We start from the raw sequence: 19533 nt of genomic DNA on the forward strand, positions 1-19533 counted from the left end.
GTCACCGGCAGCGGAATTGCCTAACGCCAGATGAGTTCTCGCAGATCGTTGCGTGCATCGCCGGCGAACCCGCAGGGCTGAAATCCCCGTCGAGCGGCCGTGGTGGCGACGCTCACGTCTATTGCACGTTCCCGCTGGAGGACAATGGGATCCGTGGAGTGGACGGGCGCACGCTATGCGGACAGGCCGACCGTGGAGGCCTCGACGTGGATTGACGCCGAGCCCGAACGGGTCTGGAGCCTCATTTCCGACATCGCGCTGATGCCGACGCTCAGCAACGAGCTGCAGGCCGTGGAGTGGGTTGGCGGCGTCAGCGAACCACGCGTCGGCGCCCGGTTCATCGGACACAACCAACACGAGGCGTTCGGGCAATGGACCAGTACATCCCAAGTTGTCCGATGTGATCCGCCCCGCGAATTCGCTTGGGCCGTCGGTGAACCCGACTATCCGGCCGCGGTGTGGCGGTTTCGTCTGGTCCCCCGCGACGGTGGCACCAACCTGACTTACCGGACGCAGATCGGGCCAGGGCGCTCGGGATTGTCCAACGCCATCGATGCGATGCCGGACAAGGAAGAAAAGATCGTCTTCGTGCGACTGCGGGAGTTCGAGGCGGCGATCGACAAGACCCTGGCCGCGATCAAGAGGTTGGCTGAGCACGGAGTGCGTTGATGCGTACGGCGACGACGGTCGAGCTGTCCGGCGGCAAGGACGGCAAGGACACGGTCGACTTCGTCGTCGAGGCCGAAAAGCTCGGCCTACACACCTGCTGGGTGGCCGAAGCGTGGGGCAGCGATGCGCCATCCGCGCTGGGCTACATAGCGGCCCGGACCGAACGGATGCAGCTCGGTTCGGGGGTGCTGCAGGTTGGTACCCGATCCCCGGTGCTGGTCGCGCAAACGGCGATCACCCTGTCCAATCTGTCGTGCGGCCGTTTTCTACTCGGGTTGGGGGCATCCGGCCCACAAGTGATTGAAGGTCTACACGGTGTCGCGTTCGACCGGCCGCTGGCTCGGCTCAAGGAAACGGTCGAGATCGTGCGGCAGGTGTTCGCGGGCGGCAAAGTCAGCTACTCCGGCAGTGAGTTTCAGATTCCCCGCCGGGGCGGGGAGGCACGGCCCATGCGATTGTCGACTCGTCCCGAGTACGACATTCCGATCTACCTGGCCGCGTTGTCGCCGGCCATGTTGCGGCTGACCGGCCGGATTGCCGACGGTTGGCTGGGTACCAGCTTCGTTCCCGAAGGCGCCGGTGACGCGTATTTCACGCACCTGGATGCCGGGCTGGCCGCTGCTGGTCGCAGCCGAGCCGACATCGACTTCTGCCAGGGCGCTGAAGTGGCGTTCGCATCCGGTGTCGAAGAGCTGCGGGACATGGTCGCGGCGCGCAAGACGGAACTCGCATTCAGCTTGGGCGGGATGGGGTCGGCGAGCACCAACTACTACAACCAGGCCTACAGCAGGCAGGGCTGGTCGGAGGTCGCGGCCGCGGTACGCGAGCGCTGGCAACGGGGCGACCGGAAGGGGCGGCCAGGCTGGTCACCGACGAGATGGTGCTGGCCACCACGCTGATCGGGACCGAGGAGATGGTCCGGTCCCGGCTGGTGGCGTGGCGCGACGCGGGGGTGAACACGGTGCGGCTCTATCCCGCGGGCGACACGATGGACGCCAAGCTTTCCACGCTGGGCCGGGCCATCGAGTTGGTCCGTGCGGTCGGGTGATTCAAGCCACCTCGGTCGGGGCATCGGCGAGCTTCACCAGCTTCACCTCCGGCCGCGCCGGCACGCCGTCGGCGAGAAACCAGCGGAAGGCGAGATTGCCGCGGGGATAGTCCAGCGTGGTCAGCGAGTTCGGGTGTGTGGTGACCCCGCGGGAGAGCACCACGGTCACCGAGCCATCGCTGTTGGCGATGGCGCTGTGGCCGTTGACCGAGCACCGGGCATCGGCGGCGCCACAGGTGGCCATGAACTGGTTCCACACCACCAGGTTCCAGAACCGGCACGACGGCGGTCGGTGCGTGATGACCAGCGCCTCGTCGTCGTCGAGCACAAAACTGCCGTAGCAGTAGCACGCGTCGCGTGCCGACCAGCCGAAGTTGGCGTCGGGCACCTGGTAGGGGTCGGCGAACTGGTTCGCGGCGTGGGCGGTGTTGTGCCCAAGCGCGTGTTCGTCTGGCAAGTCCTGGTCCCGTGTCCCAACGGGCAGCGGCATGATGGCGAACATGGTGCGCAACCAGGTCGCAACCGACCGCAGGCCGGCAGCGGTCTGCGGATCTGCATGTCGGATCGGGTCGGGCTCGTCGAGCGCCTCGATGTGCCAGGTGATCGGGCGCCCGGTCAGTGGGTTGGCCTGGTAGTCGCGGGTCATCAACACCGCCGCGTCGGGGGTGGGGCCCAGTTCGAAGGAGAAGTTGCCGTCGGCGTCGACGTCGAGATCGCTATCGCGAACGATCGCAACGATCCGGTCTGACCACGCGCCCGGTGCTGGTTCGTTGTAGGCCGTCACCGAGAAGTACACGCTGTCGCCCTTGTTGCCGCTGATGCGGTAGCGGCGATCGGGGTCGACCGGGCACATGAAGTAGTAGGCGTCGGTGTTGTCGCCGCCCCATCTGCGGTCGCGGCGAAACGGCGTGTTCACCGCGACGAACTGGGGCCGACCGGGCTCGGGAAAGAGGTAGGCGTCGAAGGCGACGCCCAGCGTGGTGGCGAGCATGCGGTAGCCGTCGGCGACGTGACGGTCGTCGGTGACGGCGCGCTCTCCCTCGAGGAACGAGCTGTCCAGAGTGCGCAGGATGTCCAGCAGCTCCTGCCACGCGGCGGTCGACTCGTATGTCATTGCGGGGTTCCTTTCCGGATTCCTTTCAGCAGCAACGTCGTCGTGCGGTCGATCGAGGCGTCCCCGACGCCGGGCTCGAGTTCGCCCGGGCGGGTCAGCAGACCGATCAGGACGATGCCGGCGATCGCCTCGGCCAGTTCGGGTGCGGTGACATCGGCCCGGACCTGGCCCCTGGCCGCGGCATTGTCCAGCCAGGTGGTGAGCCCATGCCCGAAGATCTCGCCGAATCGCACCAGCAGCGCGGAATGCAGCGTTGGGTCGGCGGCCATCTCGCCGATCAGCCCCGGCAGGGCCGCCTTCGCGGCCGGGGTGCTCAGCACGGCCGTCGTGCGCCGCACCATTTCGCGTAGATCGTCGACCGGTGATCCGGTATCGGGGACTGCGGTGGCGGCGTCGATCGGGAACACCGCCTCATGCACCAGGTGCGCCTTGCTGGGCCAGCGCCGGTAGATCGCGGGCTTGCTGGTGCCGGCGCGTTTGGCGATGGCGGAGACCAGCAGCCCGGCGTATCCGGTTTCGGCGAGCAGCTCGACCGTCGCGCGCAGCACGGCGCCGTCGATGCGCGGGTCACGAGGCCGGCCAAAATCAGCTACCATTACGAAACTCAGAGTAACATAAGTTGCCATGACGAAAGCCGCGCTCGTGCGCCTCGACGATCTGTCCCGGCCTCAGTTCAGTGTCGAGGCTCAGCAGATCCTCGACATGATGGCCGCCCTCGCCCCGGACTGTTCGTTGGATTCCGACGCGCTGCACGCAAAGGCCAGCGCCGACACCGGGCTGCACGATTTCGGCGAAGGCGACTACCGGGAAAGGCTCGACGTCTATCTGGCCGCCCTGGCCGAGATCGACGGGATGCAGCCGGCCGGAGTGGTCAACTTCTATGGGCAGCTATTGCAGCTGCTGAAGAACCGGCTGTTGTTGAGCGACCTGCGCCACCGGCATCCGGAGATCGACGACATCGAACTGCAACCGCCGGTGGTGATCGCTGGTCTGCCCCGCACCGGCACCACCCACCTGCACAACATGCTCGCGGCGCCGACCACATTCCGGACCATGCCGTACTGGGAGAGCGTGGAGCCGTTTCCCCTGCCCCAAGAGGCGGGGGTGGAGCCGGACCCGCGGCGGGTCCGCATGGATGTGGCGGTCGGGGTCATCAACACCGTGATGCCGCACTTTTCGCTGATGCACGAGATGACCGCCGACCACGTCCACGAAGAGATTCAACTGCTGGCCAATGACTTCTCGACGATGCTCTTCGAAACGCTTGGCCACGTGCCCCGCTGGCGCGACTACTACCAGACCCACGACCAGACGCCGCACTATCAATACCTGGCTACCCAGCTCAAGGCGATGCAATTCCTGCGTGGCGGCCGGCGCTGGCTGCTCAAGTCGCCCCAGCATCTGGAACAGGTTCCGGTGCTGGATCGGGTGTTCCCGGGCAGCATCGTGTTGTTCACGCACCGTGACCCGGTGCCGGTGGCGTTGTCGATGCTCGCGATGATCACCTACTCGGCCCGGATGCACCGCTGGCCGGTCCCGGTCGAGCGGATCGCCCACTACTGGGTCGATCGCCTCGACCGGATGCTCGCCACACTCGTGCGCGATCGCGACACCATCGGTCCCGAGCGCTCGATCGATATTCGGTTCGACGACTTCATGGCCGACGAGGTCGGCGTCGCGGAGCGGATATACGCGCTGGCCGGCGAGCCATTCACCGACTCGGCGCGCACCGCAACGGCCGGCTACCTCGCGGGCCACCAACGAGGCCGGCTGGGCACCGTGCAGACATCCTGCGAGATGTTCGGGCTGACCGAGGAGAGTCTGCGGGCTCGCTTTGCGCCCTACCTGAAGCGGTTCCTCAGTTAGCCGACCGGGATCCGCCGCGTCCACTACCTTCTCAACACATGAGCACTCTTCCCGCCCTCGACGGTGTCGAGCACCGGTTTGTCGATCTCGACGGTGGCATCACGATCCATGTCGCAGACGCCGGCCCCGCCGATGGCCCGGCGGTGATGCTGGTGCACGGCTTTCCGGAGAACTGGTGGGAATGGCACGAGCTGATCGGTCCGCTGGCCGCGGACGGGTATCGGGTGTTGTGTCCCGACTTGCGTGGCGCCGGATGGAGTTCGGCTCCGCGCTCGCGCTACACGAAAAAGGAGATGGCCGACGATCTGGCGGGTGTGCTGGATCGGCTGGGCATCGCCTCGGTGCGCCTCGTCGCCCACGACTGGGGTGGCCCGGTGGCGTTCATCATGATGCTGCGCTACCCGGCCAAGGTGACCGGATTCTTCGGAATGAACACTGCGGCGACGTGGTTCCCGCGCGATCTCGGCATGGTGCGCGACATCTGGCGGTTTTGGTATCAGATCCCCATCTTGCTGCCGGTCATCGGCCCCCGGGTGATCGCGGATCCCAAGGCTCGCTACTTTCGGGTGCTGACGTCTTGGGTCGGTGGGGGATTCACCATTGCTGACGAGGATGTTCGCATGTATGTCGAACGCATGCGCCAGCCGGGGCACGCGGTGGCGGGCTCGCGGTGGTATCGCACGTTCCAGAGTTCGGAAGCGTTGCCCTGGATGCGCGGCGAATACGCCGACGCTCGGGTCGATGTTCCGGTGCGCTGGTTACACGGCACCGACGACCCGGTGCTCACCCCGCAGCTGTTGCGCGGATACGAGGACCACATCAGCGATTTCGAGGTCGAGTTCGTCGACGGGGTGGGCCATTGGATCGTCGAGCAGCGGCCGGATCTGGTACTGGACCGGCTGCGCGCGTTCCTTCGTATCGAGACTTAAACCGTTGCGCCACTTCTCGGCGCGTCGGGTGCGTGGTTTAAGTGTCGTGGAGGCGCGTGCTCGTCAGGGCTGGACCAGGATGCGGATCGGGTTGCCGTCCTGGCGTTCCAGCTTCTCGATACCCAACGGCAGGTCTTCAAGCGGGACGATCTCGCTGATGGAGCGCGAAAGATCCAGGCGCCCAAGTGAAACCAGCTTCGCCAGGGTTTCGATATCGACGTTCTGGTAGCCGAGGTGACCGAGTACCTGCTTGTGGGTCAGTCCGAACATCGAGGTGGGTCCCACGGTCGGTGATTCGGCACTCATGCCAACACCGACCAGCCGGCCTCCGGCGGTCAGCGATCCGAGCGCCTGCTCGAAGGTGGCCTTGAGACCGACCGCGTCGAACGCCACGTCGAGCATGCGGCCGCCGGTGATCTCGGCGAGCTTGTCGTGCAGTTGGTCGTCGCGGGAGTCGAAGGCGTAGTCGGCGCCCAGTTCCAGCGCCCGGTCGAGCACCACGGGATTGATGTCCAAGGCGATCACCGGCACCGCGCCGACCAAACGGGCCAGTTGCACGATGTGGGTTCCGACGCCACCCACGCCCCACACCCCGACCGATTCCCCGACGGCCACTTTGCCGGTCCGCACCACCGCACCGAACGGTGTGGACACCGCATCGGCCAGAATCGCGGCTTGGTCGAGCGAAACATTGTCGGGCACCCGGGTCAGACCGGCCGCCTGTGCCACGGTGTACTCCGCCCAGGCCCCGTCGTAGGCGAACGCCATCAGCTGGATCCGCAGGCAATTCACCGTGTCACCGCGTCGGCAGTTCGGGCAGCTCTGGCACGGCCGGCCGGCGGCCACCACGACGCGGTCGCCCTCGGACCAGCCGTCAACCTCGGGGCCGAGTTTGGCTATGGTGCCCGACGCCTCGTGCCCCTGGGTCACCACTGGCGCCTGGGTGGGGAAGGTGCCGTTGATCAGACTCAGATCGGAGTGGCAGATCCCGCAGTAGGCCACTTTGACCAGGACCTCGCCCGGCCCCGGCTCCGGTATCGGAACATCTTCGAGTACAACTGTTTTGGAATCGGCGTAGAAGCGCTCGGCTCGCATCGTGGCCGCCATGTCGGACTACTCGACTCCGATTGTGACTTCGGTGGACTTGATGAACACCGTCGCCGGCTGGCCGACCGCGAGGCCGAGGTCGGTCGCGGCATCCTTGGTGACCGAGGAGGTGATGACCTGGTCGCCGCCGTCGAGCCGCACCTTCACAACCGCCATCACGGCGCCGAGGTCCACCTCGATGATGGTGCCCTTGAGCTGGTTTCGGGTCGACAGCCGCATCGTTAGGTCCTCCGTCTACTAGAGCTACACAGTCGGGCACCGCGCCTAGTGCCGTGGGCCGACCAATACGATGGACGCATCCACCGCCGGTTCGACGATTTCCCGGATGTCTCGTCCGTCCTCGACGGTCAGCGCGGTCAGTTCACGCAAACCCCCCAGCAGGATCACCGCCAGTGCCCCGGGCACCGCGGGCAAGCCGGCCCGCCGGAATCCGGGGCTGGCGCTGAGCTCGACGAGCAGGCTGGTCAGCAGGTTCATCCCGTGCCTTTGGACGGGGTAGGAGATGGGTCCCAGGGAGGGGAATTCGCGGATCCAGCTCAAGGTGACTGCCAGCCGGGATTCGATGTGGCTCAGGTAGGCCTCGACGGCTTGGCGTATCTGGGCCTGCCAGTCCGCTTCGGGATCGACGGCCGCGCGGATCCGCTTGGCGAGTCGCTCGTTGTCCGCCCGTAGCAAGTCCAGGAAGCACTGTTCCTTGCTTTCGAACCGGTCGTAAAACGTGCGTTTGGAGGTTCGCGCGTGGCGCACGATGTCGGCGACGGTGGTGGCGTGGTAGCCACGTTCGCCGATCGAGGCGACCAAGCCCTCGAGCAGGCGCTGCCGAAACGGGTCGCTGTCCAGGGCCGCCGGGCTGCTAGCAGCTGCCGTCACGAGCGCGCCTCCTCGGTCGACCCGAACTCCTTGTCAGGACTGGTACCAAAGAGTACCGTACTAGAAAAGCGAGTGGTACACGGTGGTACCAACCCCGTTTCGGGGGCAAGTGTTGGGAGCGATACCCCCATGAATCAAGCGATCTCCGACGCGCCGGCAGTGCCGGCGGTCAAAATGGCGCAAGCGACCCGAATTCCGAAGTTGTTACAGGGCCTGGCCTTTGCCACCTCCCGGCGGCGGATGATGGACTGGCTGAGCCGCCGCAACGGCGACGTTTTCGCACTCAACGTCCCGATCTATGGCCACATGGTGGTGGTCAACGACCCACAACTGGCCAAGCAGGTCTTCACCGCCAGCCCGGAGGACCTGGGCAACATCCAGCCCAATTTGAGTCGGATGTTCGGGTCTGGCTCGGTGTTCGGGCTCGACGGGGACGACCACCGCCGCCGGCGGCGGCTGTTGGCGCCGCCGTTTCACGGCAAGAGCATGAAGAACTACGAAATCATCATCGAACAAGAGACCCTGCGCGAAACCGCCAATTGGCCCGAGGGGCAACTTTTCCCGACGCTGCCGTCGATGATGCGCATCACCCTCAACGCGATCCTGCGCGCGGTCTTCGGTGCCGATGGCGCCGAACTCGACGAACTGCGCCGGATCATTCCGCCCTGGACCACACTGGGCTCACGGCTGGCGTCGATGCCGAAGCCGAAGCGGCGATACGGCCGCTTCAGCCCGTGGGGTCGGCTCGCCGAGTATCGGCGCCAGTACGACGTGATCATCGACAGGCTGATCGACCAGGAGCGGTCGGACCCGAACTTCTCGGATCGGACCGACGTGCTGGCCCTGATGCTGCGCAGCACCTACGACGATGGTTCACGTATGTCGCGCAAGGATATTGGCGACGAGCTGCTGGCATTGCTGGCGGCGGGGCATGAAACGACGGCGTCCACGTTGTCGTGGGCGTTTGAGCGGGTGACCCGCCACCCCGATCTGCTGGCGGCCCTGGTGGCCGAGGCCGAGGATGCGGGGGGCGAGCTACGCCAGGCCACCATCCTGGAAGTGCAGCGAGCCAGGACGGTCATCGATTTCGCGGCCAGGCACGTCTATGCGCCGCAATACCAGCTTGGCCAGTGGATGATTCCGCGCGGGCAATCGATCCTCGTCAACATCGCGCATATGCATGCCAATCCCGACATTTTCCCAGACCCGCAGCGCTTCGATCCGCAGCGTTTCATTGGTGGTAGACCGTCCACCTTCGGGTGGATCCCGTTCGGTGGCGGAACCCGGCGGTGCGTGGGTGCCGCGTTCGCCAACATGGAAATGGACGTGGTGCTGCGAACGGTGCTGCGCAACTTCACCATCGAACCGACCACCGCTGCCGGCGAGCGGCTGTTTTGCCGGGGTGTGGCCTACACCCCCAAGAACGGTGGCCGGATTGTGGTGCACCGTCGCTGATCCCGGGGCCGGGCTTCAGGGCCAGCGGCGCCGCGGCTATTGGCCGGCGGTGGCCCGTCGCGGCAGCTTCCACCCCGGCCGGATGAAGTGGCAGGTGTAACCGCTGGGGTAACGCTGCAGGTAATCCTGGTGTTCGGGCTCCGCCTCCCAGAAGTCCCCGGCCGGGCTTACCTCGGTCACCACCTTGCCGGGCCACAGGCCGGACGCTTCGACATCGGCGATGGTGTCCAGCGCGACTCGTTTCTGCTCGTCGTCGAGGTAATAGATGGCCGACCGGTAGCTGGTGCCGCGGTCATTGCCCTGGCGGTTCGGCGTCGTCGGATCGTGGATCTGGAAAAAGAACTCCAACAGCGTGCGGTAGTCGGTGGCTTGGGGGTCGAAGATGATTTCGACGGCCTCGGCATGAGTTCCGTGGTTGCGGTACGTCGCGTTGGCGACGTCGCCGCCGCTGTAGCCGACTCGCGTCGCGATCACACCGGGCTGCTTGCGGATCAGGTCTTGCATTCCCCAGAAGCAGCCACCGGCCAGTATTGCCTTTTGCGGGCTCGTCATCGTGGTCCTCCTCGCCAGCCGGGGACTCCGGGTACCCCAGGGACCCAGGCCGTTCCCAGGCTACACTCCGGCGATGTGGTGTAACGGTGTCAGAAAGCTTGACGTGAGATCCGATGCCGGCCAAGAAATTCGCTCTTCCAGCAGATTCATGGTCTTGTGGTGAGTGGGCCGGAGTTTTCTCGCAGCGAACTGGCGGCGGCCTTCGAGAAGTTCGAGGACACCGTTGTCCGCGCGGCCGCGTCGCGGGATTGGGATGCCTGGGTGCAGCACTACACGCCAGACGTCGAGTACATCGAACATGCGGCCGGCACGATGCACGGCCGCGAGCAAGTGCGCGCCTGGATTTGGCAAACGATGACGACCTTTCCGGGCAGTCACATGGTGGCGTTCCCGTCGTTGTGGTCGGTCATCGACGAGTCCACCGGACGGATCATTCTGGAACTGGACAACCCGATGCGCGATCCGGGTGACGGCAGCGTGATCAGCGCGACCAGCATTTCGATCATCACCTATGCCGGCGACGGCCAGTGGTGCCGTCAAGAAGATATCTACAACCCGCTGCGCTTTCTGCGAGCCGGGCTGAAGTGGTGCCGAAAGGCCGCGGAGCTGGGCACGATCGATGAAGCCGCCGCGAACTGGATGCAGCAGTACGGGGGCTCGCAATGAGTGTCGGGCCCAAACTCGTCATCGGCGCCAATGGGTTTCTCGGCTCGCACGTCACCCGCATGCTGATCGAGGATGGCGCGCAGGTACGGGTGATGGTGCGGCCCACCGCCAACACCCGCAGCATCGACGACCTGCCGGTCACCCGATTCCATGGCGACATCTTCGACACGGCCGTGGTGCGCGAGGCAATGCAGGGCTGTGACGACGTCTATTACTGCGTGGTCGACGCGCGCGCCTGGTTACGCGACCCGGCGCCGCTTTTTCACACCAACGTCGAAGGCCTGCGTAATGTCCTCGACGTCGCCAAGAACGCCGGCCTGCGCCGCTTCGTGTTCACCAGCAGCTATGCGACGGTGGATCGTCGGCATGGGCACGTGGCGACCGAGGAGGATCGGATCGGGTCACGGCGGGTCTCGTCCTACGTCCAATCCCGGGTTCAGGCCGAAGATCTCGTCATGGACTACGTGGCCCAACATGGACTGCCCGCGGTGGCGATGTGCGTCTCGACGACCTACGGCAGCGGCGACTGGGGTCGCACCCCACACGGCGCCTTCATCGCCGGTGCGGTGTTCGGCAAGCTGCCGTTCTTGATGAACGGCATCAAGCTGGAAGTGGTGGGTGTCGACGATGCGGCCAGGGCGATGATCCTGGCCGCCGAACGCGGGCGCAGCGGCCAGCGCTACCTGATCTCCGAGCGGATGATCGCGTTGAAAGAGGTGGTGCGGATCGCGGCCGACGAGGCCGGGGTAGCACCGCCGCAACGGACGATCTCGGTGCCGACGCTCTATGCCCTGGGTGCGCTGGGCAGCTTGCGGGCGCGGCTCACCGGCAAAGACGCCGAACTCAGCCTGGAATCGGTGCGGATGATGCGCGCCGAGGCCGAGGTCGACCACGCCAAGGCGGTGCGCGAGTTGGGCTGGCAGCCGCGGCCCGTCGAGGAATCGATACGCGAGGCAGCGCGGTTCTGGGCGTCGATGCGCAAGAACACCCAAGGCGCCAGGACGGGACAGTCGGAGTAGCCGCGGGATCGCGTCGCCCGAGCGGTGCGAACACCGGACCAAAGGTGGGAAGTCTGCAACGCCATCGAGCGTTGCAGACCAAAGACTCGGATCCGAGGAGGTACTGACCATGAGCCATCGAAAAGTTCTAGAGCCCTCGGCGGGGCACCCGATCACCATCGAGCCGACCAAGGGACGGGTTCAGGTGCGGGTCAACGGCGAGCTCATTGCCGACACCGCCGCGGCACTGGAATTGCGCGAGGCTACTTTGCCTGCGGTGCAATACATTCCGCGTGCTGACGTGGTTGCTGACCGGTTGACCAGCACCGACACCAGCAGCTATTGCCCGTTCAAGGGTGATGCCAGCTACTACAGCGTGACCACCAGCACCGGCGACACCGTCGCGGATGTGATCTGGACTTATGAACAGCCCTATCCCGCGGTTGCCGAGATCGCCGGGCGCGTGGCCTTCTACCCCAACAAGGCAGAAATCAGCGTCATACCGGATTAGCGCCGGCCGGGAACACCGCCGCGAAGGACTGGGTGTCGCTGTATTCCCGCAGCGAGACGATCAGCCCGTCCTTGGTCTCGAAGATGCAGACAAACGGGCTGTCGTAGCGCACGCCGGTGGCCGTCATGCCCTCGGACTGTCCCTCGATCACCACCGTTTCGCCCTCGTTGACGCAGCGCCGCAGGTCGATGTTGATCTCGAAGACCTTCTTGCGTTGTTCCACCGCGCGGCGCAGCGCATCCTTTTCGAACGCGCTGCGGGTGATGATGCTCCAGTAGGTGAAATCGTCGCTGAGCAGCGCGAAACCCTCGTCTAGATCCCCGCCCTCGCACATACTTTGCAGAAACATCCACGCCAGTTCTGCCTGCGGGTCATCGAACGGCGTCATCACGTAAGTCATCCTGTCTCGGAAGCCAGTTTGCGGTCAATTGACCGGGCCGTCGGAATACGGAGTTCTCAGGTGAAGATTGAGCGCACGGTCACGTTCGCTGGGGCCGCTGGGTTCGGGCACACCCTGGCGCCGCTTCGCCGCGGCCGCGGGGACCCGTGCTTTCGGGTCCCGGGGGACGGCACGATCTGGCGTACCAGCCTGCTGGGCTCCGGCCCCGTCGCCGCCCGGTTCAGCCGCTGCGCGCCCGATACCGCTCATTGCGAGGCCTGGGGGAGCGGCGCCGAGGAATTCATCGATCAGCTACCGGCGTTGCTGGGTGCCGACGACGACGCCGCGGATTTCGTACCGCGGGATCCGACGGTTGCCGCCGCGCACCGACGGCTGCCGAATTTGCGGTTGGGGCGCACCGGACAGGTGCTGGAGGCGGTGCTTCCCGCGGTCATCGAGCAGCGGGTGCCCGGCGCGGAGGCGTTTCGGTCCTGGCGGTTGTTGGTCACGCGGTATGGGACCCCGGCCCCCGGTCCGGCGCCGGACGGGATGCGGGTGCCGCCGTCGGCGGATGCGTGGCGGGCCATTCCGTCCTGGGAGTTTCACCGCGCCAACGTCGATCCCGGGCGGGCACGGACGGTCGTGGGCTGCGCGCAGCGGGCGTCGGCACTGCAACGGCTTGTCACGCGGCCCGCGGGGGAGGCCCTGGCCGCGCTGACGAGCTTGCCCGGCGTCGGGGTGTGGACTGCCGCCGAGACCGTGCAACGCGCGTTCGGTGATGCTGACGCGGTATCGGTGGGGGATTACCACATCCCGAAGATGATCGGCTGGACGTTGCTGGGCCATCCGGTCGATGACGCCGGCATGCTGGAGCTGCTGGAACCGATGCGGCCTCACCGGCATCGGGTGGTTCGGTTGCTCGAGGCCAGCGGACTGGCGCGCGAGCCCCGCCGCGGGCCGCGGCTACCGGTGCAGAACATCCGCTCGCTCTGAAGATGTCGTGGCAGCCGTCGGGGCCCCATCGAGGCTCAGACGCGAAGACCCGGCAACCGGCGCCGATGTGCGGCCCAATCCCGCGGTGTCGCGTCAGTTTCCGCGGTCGGCGGCCCTAGCTGCGCGTTCGGCTTCGGCGGTTTCGCGATTGAGCCGCTGCGCTTCGTAGATGGTGACGTTGGTGCGAGACATCAACAGCGATGCGATCCCGACCGCGAGGATGGCCCCGGGCACCACCGAGAAGGAGCCGGTCATTTCCGCGACCATGATCATGACGGCCAGTGGGGCACGTGAGACGCTGCCGAAACAGGTCATCATCGCCACGACGACGAAGATTCCCGGCGCGTCTGGCACACCGGGCAGTCCGGTTAGCTCGCCCAGTCGCCAGATCGCGGCCCCCACGAAGGCGCCGATGACGATTCCCGGGCCGAACAACCCGCCGGAGCCACCGGTTCCAATGGACAGGGAGGTGGCCAGGATCTTGGCGACCGGCAAGACGATGATGATCCACAACGGGATTGCCATGAGTGCATTGCGATCGGCCGCCAGCTGCGCCCAGCCGTAGCCACTGCTCAAGATCTGGGGAATCAAGAGTCCCATCAGCCCGACCAGCAGTCCGCCGACCGCCGGCTTGATGACCGGACCACCGGGCAGGCGGTGCGCAAGTCCCACCGACGCGTGAAACACCCGCGCGTACAGGTAGCCGATGGCCGCGGCGACCACCCCGATCACCACGAACCACAGCAGGGGCCAGGCCTTTTCGAAGCGATACTCGGCGTCGATGTAGCCGAACAGGGGGTCGAAACCCATGAACGCGCCCAGCACCGCGTACGCTGTGCCGGAGGTGATGAAACCGGGCAACAGACTGCGGTAGTCGAAGTCATCGCGGTAGGTGATCGACGCGGCCAGCACCGCTCCGCCCAGCGGCGCGGCGAAGATAGCGCCGATGCCCGCACCGATACCGAGGGCCACCGCGGTCCGGCCGTCCTCGTCGGATAGGCCCAACCGGCGGGTCAGAAAGGAACAAAAGCCGGCCGAGATCTGTGCGGTGGGGCCTTCCCGGCCACCTGAACCACCCGATCCGATGGTCAGCGCGCTGGCCACCATCTTCACCAGGACCGCCCGGCTGCGGATGCTGCGGGGATTGGTGTGTACCGCCTCGATGGCCTCGGCGGTGCCATGCCCGGTGGCCTCCGGCGCGAATCTGGCCACGATGAATGCCGAGAGCAGCGCACCACCGGTGGTGATCAGCGGAATCGCCCAGGGGCGCACGAAACCGCTGGACCCGTGGCTGCCGCCCTCCCCGACCGGCGTCGGGATGTGGTAGTCCGCAAGGTAACCGAGCAGAAACTCGCCGGTGTATTTCAGCGCGAGATAGAAGACCACCGCGCCAAGCCCGGCGATCCCACCGATCGTGATGCCCAACAGGAACCACTTTTGTAGGTAGCCAGCATTCCTGATCGAGGCGCCGAATCTCCCGCCGGCGGCGGCGGGAGACACCTCTGTTGACTCGTTGGGGTTTGGTTTCTGGTCGCTCACAGCACGGCCCTGACAAGCATTTGACCATCCTATGACAGACCGGAATAAACGGACTCTAGTCCGGTTATACCGGTAGTCGTTTGAATAGGAGGTAGTGATGCCCGCTGTTACCGCAGACACGCTCACGTTGCCCCGGGTGCGTCCGCCCCGGCCCGTCGACACGGAGCGTCCGGTCCGTTCGATCACACACATCCGGCCCGCGCGGCTACGAGGGTGAGGGATTCCCGGTGGTCCGGGCCTTTGCGGGGGTCGGCATGGCCGACCTGGACCCGTTCGTGCGCATGGACCAGATCGGCGAAGTGGAGTACGAGCCGGGAGAGCCTCGGGGCACCGACTGGCATCCGCACCGAGGGTTCGAGACGGTCACCTACATGATCGACGGGAAACTCGTGCACCAGGATTCTCATGGCGGCGGAGGCCTGATCACCGACGGTGCGACGCAATGGATGACGTCCGGATCGGGCGTCCTACATATAGAAACACCGCCTGTCGATACCGTCTTGCGCGGCGGAACGTTCCACGGCATTCAGTTGTGGGTGAATCTGCCGCGGAAAAAGAAGTTCACGCCACCGCGCTATCAGGCCATCGAAGGCGGCGACGTTGAGCTGCTCGCGTCCGCGGATGGTGGGGCTCTGGTTCGCATTATCGCCGGCGAGATCGACGGCCATCGCGGGCCCGGAATCACCCATACGCCGATCACCCTCGCGCACGCGACTGTCCACGCTGGTGCTCAGCTGAACATTCCATGGCAGCGTGATCTAAATTCGCTGGTGTACGTTCTGGCTGGCCGTGGCGCGGTGGGGCCGGCCGGCCACCCAATTCACCTGGGGCAACTGGCGGTCATGGGTGCCGGGGACCGGATTACCGTCGTCGCCGACTCTGCGCCGGACAAATATCGTGGTACGGCTCTTGAACTGCTCATCTTGGGCGGTCGTCCGATCCGGGAACCGGTCGTTCACTACGGGCCGTTTGTGATGAATTCCAAGGCCGAAGTGATCGAGGTCTTCGAGGATTATCAATCTGGGAAGTTCCGTAGCATCCCGGCGAACGCGCTGGAGCCGCATCGCGGCGGTGGCACACTTGAGTGATGCAGTTAACGGCCAGCCGAGGTCCAGGCCGTCCCCCCGCCGCGAAAGCTGACGACACCCGCCGGCGCATCGTTGGTGCTGCCCGCGAAGTGTTCAGTGAACGCGGATATGACGGGGCGACGTTCCAGGCGATTGCTGTCAGTGCCGATTTGACCCGGCCGGCGATCAATCACTACTTCGCCAGCAAGCAGGCTTTGTATCGCGAAGTGGTGGTTCAGACCAACGAACTGGTCGTCGCCGCCGGTGTTGAACGGGCTCGCTCGGTGCAGACCCTGCTGGGGCAGCTGTGCACGTTCGTGATGGTGGCGAAGGAGGCCGATGCCTCCCATCCCGCCACCACGGCGTTCCTGGCCACGGCCGTGCTCGAATCGCAGCGGCATCCGGAATTGCGGCGCAGTGACCACGACGCGGTCGCGGCCACCTGCGAATTTCTGGACACCGCCGTTCGCGATGCGATCCAGCGGGGGGAGCTCGAGGCGGGGGTTGACGCGTCTCAGTTGGCGGAGGCGCTGTTGCTCCTGCTGTGCGGCGTGGGCTTCTATGCCGGGTTTGTGGGCAGCTACCGGGACATGGAAAACATCCTGGACACGCTGTGCAAGATGATGGCCGGCACGCTGTGGAAGCCGCGGTCCTAGCGGAGCGGTCGCAGGCGTAATTGCTGGATTACTGGCCAATTGCCGGTGTAGGCCCGGTTGTAGCCCCAACGGTGGATCCGCTTGCCGTGACCTGGGCCACACAGAGTATAGGTTGCCTAACTTACTAGGTAGCATGGTTTGGTCATGACAGAACTTGATGAGGTCGACTCCCTGCGTAGTGATGGTGACAGCTGGACCGTCACCGAAAGTGTTGGCGCGACCGCATTGGGCGTCGCCGCCGCCCGGGCGGTCGAGACGGCCGGTGCCAATCCCCTGATTCGCGACGAGTTCGCCCCGATCCTGGTGTCATCGGCCGGCCCGGCGTGGGCCCGGTTGGCCGATCCCGACATCGGCTGGCTCGATGACGACCCGCACGGGCAACGTCTGCACCGGCTCGGCTGTGACTACCAGGCGGTGCGTACCCACTTCTTCGATGAGTACTTCGCTGCCGCTGCCGGTGCCGGGATCGAGCAAGCGGTGATCTTGGCTGCGGGGCTGGATTGCCGGGCCTACCGCTTGAACTGGCCGCCCGAGGCCGTGGTCTTTGAAATCGACCAGCCGAAGGTATTGGAGTACAAGGCCCAGATCCTGGAATCACACGGGGTGACCGCCGCCGCGACACGACATGGGGTCGCGGTGGATCTGCGTGAGGACTGGCCGGCCGCGCTGCTGCGCGCCGGATTCGACCGGGACCGGCCGACGGCGTGGCTGGCCGAGGGCTTGCTGCCATATCTGCCCGGCGATGCCCAGGACCGACTCTTCGAGATGATCACGGACCTCAGCGCGCCGCGCAGCCGCATCGCCGTCGAGTCGTTCACGATGAACCTGACCGGCAACAAGCAACGCTGGAATCGGATGCGCGACCGGCTGGGTCTGGACATCAACGTCGAGGCGTTGAGCTATCGTGAACCGGGCCGCGCGGACGCGGCCGAATGGCTGGCCAATCACGGCTGGCAGGTGTACAGCGTGAGCAACCGGGAAGAGATGGCCCGGCTGGGTCGGCCGGTTCCCGAGGACCTGGTGGACGAGGCGATCACGACCACACTGCTACGAGCATCACTCGAGATTTCGCGATAGAGCGGAGGACGCGATGAGCACAATGCGCACCCACGACGACACGTGGGACATCAGAACCAGCGTCGGCGCGACCGCTGTCATGGTGGCAGCGGCCCGGGCCGTCGAAACCAGCAAGCCCGAGCCGCTGATCCGCGACCCGTACGCCAGGATGCTGGTCACCAACGCCAATGCCGGCGTCATCTGGGAAGCGATGCTCGATCAGGAGATGGTGGCCAAAGTCGAGGCCATCGATGCCGAAACCGCCGCCACCGTCGAGCACATGCGCAGCTACCAGGCGGTCCGGACGAACTTCTTTGACACCTACTTCGCCGACGCGGTCGCGGCCGGGATCCGGCAGGTCGTGATCTTGGCGTCGGGACTGGATTCGCGCGCCTACCGGCTGGACTGGCCGGCGGGCACCACTGTCTACGAGATCGATCAGCCTCAGGTGCTGGCCTACAAGTCGGCCACCCTGGCCGAAAACGGGGTAACGCCGGCGGCCGAGCGCCGTGAGGTGGCCATTGACCTGCGCCAGGACTGGCCGAGTGCCCTGCGCGCCGCCGGGTTCGATCCGAGTGCGCGAACCGCATGGCTGGCCGAGGGCTTGTTGATGTACCTGCCCGCCGAGGCGCAAGACCGGCTGTTCACCCAAATTGGCGAACTCAGCTGCGCGGGCAGCCGCATTGCGGCCGAAACCGCGGGCAACCACGCCGATGAGCGGCGCGAACAAATGCGGGAGCGATTCAGAAAGGTCGCCCAGACACTCGGCCTCGAACAAACCATCGACGTGCACGAGCTGATCTACCACGACCCGGACCGCGCGCTGCTCGGACAGTGGCTCAACGAGCATGGCTGGCGGGCCAACGCCCAGAACGCCTGCGACGAGATGCACCGGGTGGGGCGCTGGGTCGAAGGCGTGCCGATGGCCGACGACAAGCAGGCCTACTCCGACTTCGTGACCGCGAAACGGCTGTAATGCCGCGCACCGCCGACGATTCCTGGGACATCGCGACCAGTGTCGGAGCGACCGCGGTGATGGTCGCGCTGGCTCGGGCCGCCGAGACCGCCAGCGAGACCCCACTGATCCGTGACCAGTTCGCCGAGCCGTTGGTCTCCACCCCCGAGCTGGCGGCGGTTCGCGAACAGGTCGCCGCCTGGTGGGCGCAGACCGATGACGACGATGATCCCGACTTCACCGTCGACTCCCAACAGATGACCGACTATCTGGCCGTGCGCACCCACTTCTTCGATAGCTACTTCATCGATGCGGTAGCGGCCGGGATCCGCCAGGTGGTCATTCTGGCGGCCGGTCTGGATTCCCGCGCCTACCGGCTGGACTGGCCGGGCGGTACCACGGTCTACGAGATCGATCTGCCCAAGGTGCTGGACTACAAGGAACACACCCTGGCCCGCCATGGCGCCGCACCGGTCGCTGCGCTGCGGGCGGTACCGGTCGACCTGCGCCACGATTGGCCGCAGGCGTTACGTGACGCGGGTTTTCAGACGTCGCTTCCGACGGCCTGGCTGGCCGAAGGGCTGCTGCCGTTTCTGCCGGCGGCCGCCCAACACGCGCTGTTCACCGCCATCGACGCCAACAGTGCGACCGGCAGCCGGGTGGCCGTCGAGATGTTCGGGGTAGACGAGGACGCTCGCCGAGCGGCCGAAGAACGGGCCCAGAGGTGGGCCCGGCAGCGCGCCAAGCGCCAGGCCCGCGGTCAGGACACCTCGTTTGATCCCTTTGACCTGTGGTTCGACGACGAAGGCCAGCCCGACCCCGCCGATTGGTTCGCCGCGCACGGCTGGACGACGGATTCGGTCCAGGCGGGCGCGGAAGCCCTCCGGCTGGGCCGGACGGCGCACTCGCAGGAAGGGCCGTTCGTCAACCGTTTCGTGACCGCGGGTAAGCCCTGACGAATCCGTCGACCGTTGGCGTTGTGCGGGCGGATGCCCGGATCCGGCACGATCTTTCTATTGCTGCGCTGGCCGGGTGACTAGGATCGCGGTTATCACCGGTGTGCGACCACGCGACGTAGCCTGGGCACCGCCGGAAGGGAAGGA

Annotated in this window: 20 protein-coding genes and 2 pseudogenes; 14 read left to right on the plus strand and 8 right to left on the minus strand. The window is 65.9% G+C overall.

Annotated features, from left to right (window positions below; genetic code table 11):
• Window positions 1-144 precede the first annotated feature (144 nt).
• Window positions 145-669 carry an SRPBCC family protein gene (locus MPSD_RS02160; protein WP_011742291.1) on the plus strand — a complete coding sequence of 175 codons (525 nt, stop codon included), beginning with the start codon at window positions 145-147 and terminating at the stop codon, window positions 667-669.
• Window positions 669-1717 (plus strand): annotated as a pseudogene (locus MPSD_RS02165) (LLM class flavin-dependent oxidoreductase). Before MPSD_RS02160 ends, MPSD_RS02165 begins: the two are co-directional and overlap by 1 nt.
• A 1-nt stretch (window position 1718) precedes the next feature.
• Here MPSD_RS02165 and MPSD_RS02170 read toward each other — a convergent pair.
• On the minus strand, window positions 1719-2831 hold the full coding sequence (locus MPSD_RS02170) for a DUF1214 domain-containing protein (protein ID WP_020785146.1): 1113 nt from the start codon (window positions 2829-2831) through the stop codon (window positions 1719-1721).
• Window positions 2828-3427, minus strand: coding sequence for a TetR/AcrR family transcriptional regulator (locus MPSD_RS02175; protein WP_020785145.1), 600 nt, complete (start codon window positions 3425-3427; stop codon window positions 2828-2830). The genes MPSD_RS02170 and MPSD_RS02175 overlap by 4 nt, the downstream gene beginning before the upstream one ends.
• Before the next feature lie 28 nt (window positions 3428-3455).
• On the opposite strand from MPSD_RS02175, the gene MPSD_RS02180 reads away from it, so the two are divergent.
• On the plus strand, window positions 3456-4697 hold the full coding sequence (locus MPSD_RS02180; protein WP_036425942.1) for a sulfotransferase family protein: 1242 nt from the start codon (window positions 3456-3458) through the stop codon (window positions 4695-4697).
• A gap of 38 nt (window positions 4698-4735) precedes the next feature.
• Entirely contained in the window at window positions 4736-5626 is an 891-nt protein-coding gene (locus MPSD_RS02185) for an alpha/beta fold hydrolase (RefSeq protein WP_020785143.1), read from the plus strand.
• 63 nt (window positions 5627-5689) lie between these two features.
• Here MPSD_RS02185 and MPSD_RS02190 read toward each other — a convergent pair whose 3' ends face one another.
• From MPSD_RS02190 to MPSD_RS02200, 3 genes are read right to left on the minus strand one after another with little or no spacing between them, the layout of a single operon-like run.
• The gene (locus MPSD_RS02190) at window positions 5690-6733 is read right to left on the minus strand and encodes a zinc-binding dehydrogenase (RefSeq protein ID WP_012392326.1); all 1044 of its coding nucleotides are present in this window, start codon (window positions 6731-6733) and stop codon (window positions 5690-5692) included.
• Window positions 6734-6739: 6 nt separating this feature from the next.
• The gene (locus MPSD_RS02195) at window positions 6740-6952 is read right to left on the minus strand and encodes a TOBE domain-containing protein (RefSeq protein WP_012392327.1); all 213 of its coding nucleotides are present in this window, start codon (window positions 6950-6952) and stop codon (window positions 6740-6742) included.
• A 45-nt stretch (window positions 6953-6997) separates the two neighbouring features.
• Window positions 6998-7603, minus strand: a complete 606-nt coding sequence (locus tag MPSD_RS02200) for a TetR/AcrR family transcriptional regulator (RefSeq protein WP_086084882.1) — start codon at window positions 7601-7603, stop codon at window positions 6998-7000.
• Window positions 7604-7732: 129 nt separating this feature from the next.
• On the opposite strand from MPSD_RS02200, the gene MPSD_RS02205 reads away from it, so the two are divergent.
• On the plus strand, window positions 7733-9058 hold the full coding sequence (locus MPSD_RS02205; protein ID WP_020785141.1) for a cytochrome P450: 1326 nt from the start codon (window positions 7733-7735) through the stop codon (window positions 9056-9058).
• Window positions 9059-9094: 36 nt separating this feature from the next.
• Here MPSD_RS02205 and msrA read toward each other — a convergent pair whose 3' ends face one another.
• Window positions 9095-9610: a peptide-methionine (S)-S-oxide reductase MsrA gene (gene msrA / locus MPSD_RS02210; protein ID WP_012392330.1), complete on the minus strand. Its 516-nt coding sequence runs from the start codon at window positions 9608-9610 to the stop codon at window positions 9095-9097.
• A 159-nt stretch (window positions 9611-9769) separates the two neighbouring features.
• Here msrA and MPSD_RS02215 point away from each other — a divergent pair, with 159 nt between their 5' ends.
• From MPSD_RS02215 to MPSD_RS02225, 3 genes are all read left to right on the plus strand, one after another.
• A complete protein-coding gene (locus MPSD_RS02215; protein WP_020785140.1) occupies window positions 9770-10276 on the plus strand; it encodes a nuclear transport factor 2 family protein in 507 nt (168 codons plus the stop codon).
• Complete coding sequence (locus MPSD_RS02220) at window positions 10273-11295, plus strand: NAD-dependent epimerase/dehydratase family protein (protein WP_012392332.1); 1023 nt, start codon at window positions 10273-10275, stop codon at window positions 11293-11295. Before MPSD_RS02215 ends, MPSD_RS02220 begins: the two co-directional genes overlap by 4 nt.
• 109 nt (window positions 11296-11404) lie before the next feature.
• Entirely contained in the window at window positions 11405-11785 is a 381-nt protein-coding gene (locus MPSD_RS02225; protein ID WP_020785138.1) for a DUF427 domain-containing protein, read from the plus strand.
• Here MPSD_RS02225 and MPSD_RS02230 read toward each other — a convergent pair.
• The gene (locus MPSD_RS02230) at window positions 11772-12173 is read right to left on the minus strand and encodes a nuclear transport factor 2 family protein (RefSeq protein ID WP_012392333.1); all 402 of its coding nucleotides are present in this window, start codon (window positions 12171-12173) and stop codon (window positions 11772-11774) included. The two genes, MPSD_RS02225 and MPSD_RS02230, sit on opposite strands and share 14 nt — an antisense overlap.
• Before the next feature lie 72 nt (window positions 12174-12245).
• On the opposite strand from MPSD_RS02230, the gene MPSD_RS02235 reads away from it, so the two are divergent.
• A complete protein-coding gene (locus MPSD_RS02235; protein ID WP_015354132.1) occupies window positions 12246-13157 on the plus strand; it encodes a DNA-3-methyladenine glycosylase family protein in 912 nt (303 codons plus the stop codon).
• Between the two features lie 93 nt (window positions 13158-13250).
• Here MPSD_RS02235 and MPSD_RS02240 read toward each other — a convergent pair whose 3' ends face one another.
• Entirely contained in the window at window positions 13251-14696 is a 1446-nt protein-coding gene (locus MPSD_RS02240) for a chloride channel protein (RefSeq protein WP_020785137.1), read from the minus strand.
• Window positions 14697-14793: 97 nt separating this feature from the next.
• On the opposite strand from MPSD_RS02240, the pseudogene MPSD_RS02245 reads away from it, so the two are divergent.
• The 5 genes and pseudogenes from MPSD_RS02245 to MPSD_RS02265 all read left to right on the plus strand — a co-directional run bounded on the left by MPSD_RS02245 (window position 14794) and on the right by MPSD_RS02265 (window position 19386).
• Window positions 14794-15784 (plus strand): annotated as a pseudogene (locus MPSD_RS02245) (pirin family protein).
• Window positions 15784-16419 carry a TetR/AcrR family transcriptional regulator gene (locus MPSD_RS02250; RefSeq protein ID WP_086084881.1) on the plus strand — a complete coding sequence of 212 codons (636 nt, stop codon included), beginning with the start codon at window positions 15784-15786 and terminating at the stop codon, window positions 16417-16419. Before MPSD_RS02245 ends, MPSD_RS02250 begins: the two are co-directional and overlap by 1 nt.
• A gap of 144 nt (window positions 16420-16563) precedes the next feature.
• Complete coding sequence (locus MPSD_RS02255) at window positions 16564-17496, plus strand: class I SAM-dependent methyltransferase (RefSeq protein WP_086084880.1); 933 nt, start codon at window positions 16564-16566, stop codon at window positions 17494-17496.
• A gap of 22 nt (window positions 17497-17518) precedes the next feature.
• Window positions 17519-18451, plus strand: coding sequence for a class I SAM-dependent methyltransferase (locus MPSD_RS02260; protein WP_086084892.1), 933 nt, complete (start codon window positions 17519-17521; stop codon window positions 18449-18451).
• A complete protein-coding gene (locus MPSD_RS02265) occupies window positions 18451-19386 on the plus strand; it encodes an SAM-dependent methyltransferase (RefSeq protein ID WP_012392340.1) in 936 nt (311 codons plus the stop codon). Before MPSD_RS02260 ends, MPSD_RS02265 begins: the two co-directional genes overlap by 1 nt.
• Window positions 19387-19533 lie beyond the last annotated feature (147 nt).

It is taken from the genome of Mycobacterium pseudoshottsii JCM 15466, assembly GCF_003584745.1.
Lineage (GTDB): Bacteria > Actinomycetota > Actinomycetes > Mycobacteriales > Mycobacteriaceae > Mycobacterium > Mycobacterium marinum.

Excerpts from the sequence above, each read along its gene's own strand:
- MPSD_RS02160 (WP_011742291.1), top strand. The coding sequence starts at position 145 with ATGGGATCCGTGGAGTGGACGGGCGCACGCTATGCGGACAGGCCGACC.
- MPSD_RS02170 (WP_020785146.1), bottom strand. The coding sequence starts at position 2,831 with ATGACATACGAGTCGACCGCCGCGTGGCAGGAGCTGCTGGACATCCTG.
- MPSD_RS02175 (WP_020785145.1), bottom strand. The coding sequence starts at position 3,427 with ATGGTAGCTGATTTTGGCCGGCCTCGTGACCCGCGCATCGACGGCGCC.
- MPSD_RS02180 (WP_036425942.1), top strand. The coding sequence starts at position 3,456 with ATGACGAAAGCCGCGCTCGTGCGCCTCGACGATCTGTCCCGGCCTCAG.
- MPSD_RS02185 (WP_020785143.1), top strand. The coding sequence starts at position 4,736 with ATGAGCACTCTTCCCGCCCTCGACGGTGTCGAGCACCGGTTTGTCGAT.
- MPSD_RS02190 (WP_012392326.1), bottom strand. The coding sequence starts at position 6,733 with ATGGCGGCCACGATGCGAGCCGAGCGCTTCTACGCCGATTCCAAAACA.
- MPSD_RS02195 (WP_012392327.1), bottom strand. The coding sequence starts at position 6,952 with ATGCGGCTGTCGACCCGAAACCAGCTCAAGGGCACCATCATCGAGGTG.
- MPSD_RS02205 (WP_020785141.1), top strand. The coding sequence starts at position 7,733 with ATGAATCAAGCGATCTCCGACGCGCCGGCAGTGCCGGCGGTCAAAATG.
- msrA (WP_012392330.1), bottom strand. The coding sequence starts at position 9,610 with ATGACGAGCCCGCAAAAGGCAATACTGGCCGGTGGCTGCTTCTGGGGA.
- MPSD_RS02220 (WP_012392332.1), top strand. The coding sequence starts at position 10,273 with ATGAGTGTCGGGCCCAAACTCGTCATCGGCGCCAATGGGTTTCTCGGC.
- MPSD_RS02225 (WP_020785138.1), top strand. The coding sequence starts at position 11,405 with ATGAGCCATCGAAAAGTTCTAGAGCCCTCGGCGGGGCACCCGATCACC.
- MPSD_RS02230 (WP_012392333.1), bottom strand. The coding sequence starts at position 12,173 with ATGACGCCGTTCGATGACCCGCAGGCAGAACTGGCGTGGATGTTTCTG.
- MPSD_RS02250 (WP_086084881.1), top strand. The coding sequence starts at position 15,784 with ATGCAGTTAACGGCCAGCCGAGGTCCAGGCCGTCCCCCCGCCGCGAAA.
- MPSD_RS02255 (WP_086084880.1), top strand. The coding sequence starts at position 16,564 with ATGACAGAACTTGATGAGGTCGACTCCCTGCGTAGTGATGGTGACAGC.
- MPSD_RS02260 (WP_086084892.1), top strand. The coding sequence starts at position 17,519 with ATGCGCACCCACGACGACACGTGGGACATCAGAACCAGCGTCGGCGCG.
- MPSD_RS02265 (WP_012392340.1), top strand. The coding sequence starts at position 18,451 with ATGCCGCGCACCGCCGACGATTCCTGGGACATCGCGACCAGTGTCGGA.